Source organism: Nitrosomonas supralitoralis, from assembly GCF_003011925.2.
Lineage (GTDB): Bacteria > Pseudomonadota > Gammaproteobacteria > Burkholderiales > Nitrosomonadaceae > Nitrosomonas > Nitrosomonas supralitoralis.
The window spans coordinates 1-2,008 of the sequence record NZ_PXXU01000133.1 but is presented as its reverse complement, the minus strand read 5'-3'; the positions used below and the strand labels follow the sequence as shown (position 1 = coordinate 2,008).

The following is a 2,008-nucleotide window of genomic DNA, read 5'->3' as shown; positions in this document are numbered from 1 at the left end:
GTGAAGTGGTCTCCTACAACTGTACAACCTGAGAGTAGAATTAAGCTCTGCTATTGTTAGTTAATCAAGCTCAGGCAGCCTGATGAATTGCTTGATATTAATAATAAACCTCATTGGGTGTTTGGTTATCAAGACCTTGATGAAACCGTTCCTGATTGTACCAGCCAAACCACTGAGTCGAACTTTTCCTTACCTCCTTTAAGTCACTAAATGCCCTGGTGTATAAGAGTTCATACTTTACTGTACGCCATAGCCGTTCAACAAAAATATTATCAAGGTAACAACCCGTTCCATCCATGCTGACCTGGACATTGTGATTTTCAAAACAGCTATCCATGCTTCACTGGTGAACTGAGCACCCTGGATGCCCTTCTAAATGTCAAGTAGCGATTTGTGTGCTATTGATAAAATTATTCCGTTTTCTCAAAGTGTAATATACCTCTCTTGCAATATAGCGTTTAACACAGCGAAGCGCTTCAAGTTTCGTGTGACCCTGGGTTACACGTTTTTCAACATGCTCTTTAGTTCTGGCGTCTGTTCTCAGTCTCCCAATAGCAATAATATGTAGAGCGCTGTTAGCTGCTCTATCGCCACCACGATTCAATCTGTGTCTATTGATCTTGCCTGATGAAGCTGGAATTGGATTAACACCACACAATGCCGCAAAGCTGGCTTCAGACTTCAGGCGCTCTGGGTTATCTCCTACGGTAATGAGTAGCTGTGCCGCAGATTCATATCCAATGGCTTTGCCCGCAACCAGTTCGGGAGCTAATTCATCAACAATGACTGAAATCATCGCATCCAAATCCACGATTTCATCATGTAACTCCAAATATCGTCGTGCCAGCGATTTCAATGCAATTTTGTATGCAGTTGATATATCGCGATACCCACTCAGATCTGGCCGCCAGGCAGCAAGGGTACGGATTAATTGCATTCGAGTCATTGTGCATAGTAATTCACGAATCGCCTCGGGTGCAGAGATAATATTCATTTGGATCATTTGCAGTGCGATACGACGAGCTACAATGGCGGTCTTCCTGCATACCTTAAGAACCCGTAACGATTCCACCATGCCATCACGAGTTTTAGGTGTCACTGTGCGTATACCAGCAAATGCCGCATGTGCTGCATTTTCCGCATCAATTGTGTCGTCCTTGCCGCGCTTGCGCCGGTCTATTTTATCAGGTGCGGTGACCTCTAGAATTTCGATACCAAATTGTTGTAGATACCTTAGCAGGCCTGCACCGTAAGTCCCTGTACACTCTACGCCAATACGTTTGACTTCACCAAATGACTGCATCCAATTCAACATTGATTTATAACCATGGCGCCTCGTTGGGAAAGAGTTGCTGGCAAGGACTCGGTCATATGCATCGACTATAGCCGCGAAATGAAGATTTTTGTGTGTATCGACGCCTCCGACGATACCCTGATGATTGAATGATGATGGATTATTCATTTCAGCTCCCCATTTTCGAATAATGTTATTGAATAGGGATTCACCGAAACCGCTTGCCAGGACAAGACAGTAATGAGATAAGCGATCAGGCCCTTCTTGGGTCACAGGCAAAGGCGAGGTGAAACCTCACCGTCAGAGGTTGCCAAGTAACCGACAGATCCAGGGAATGACACATATAATGGTCGATCGGTATTGGAGTCAGGAAACGTGGCAATCCTTACGGCACCAGAACTCAGATAAATACTCATTCAATGAATGAGTCAATCGATTATTGAAATCTGGTACATGTATTCTTACTATCGGTATTGAATATCTGCGGACAACCGTGGTCTTGAATGGCAGCCTCCAAAGCCTGAACGCAGAAATCGGCATCCCTCGTGTTGGATAAGCGCCAGCTCAGTACTTTACGGGAGTGCCAGTCCATGATGGCAACCAGATAACCAAAGCCTTTCTCCATTGGCACATAGGTAATATCAGCGGCCCAGACTTGATTGGGCCGGTTTATTATCTTGCCTTTGAGTAGGTAAGGATATGTTTTGTGTTGTC

The 2,008-nt window shown here is 44.8% G+C and carries 2 protein-coding genes and 1 pseudogene; all 3 read right to left on the bottom strand.

Going from position 1 to position 2,008, the window contains the following annotated elements; genetic code table 11:
- Positions 1–97 precede the first annotated feature (97 nt).
- Positions 98–337, bottom strand: a complete 240-nt coding sequence (locus tag C7H79_RS19630) for an integrase core domain-containing protein (RefSeq protein WP_106708400.1) — start codon at positions 335–337, stop codon at positions 98–100.
- 42 nt (positions 338–379) lie between these two features.
- A complete protein-coding gene (locus tag C7H79_RS16950; protein ID WP_106708399.1) occupies positions 380–1,462 on the bottom strand; it encodes an IS110 family RNA-guided transposase in 1,083 nt (360 codons plus the stop codon).
- Between the two features lie 280 nt (positions 1,463–1,742).
- Positions 1,743–2,008: pseudogene (locus C7H79_RS16945) on the bottom strand (transposase); the annotation flags it as partial.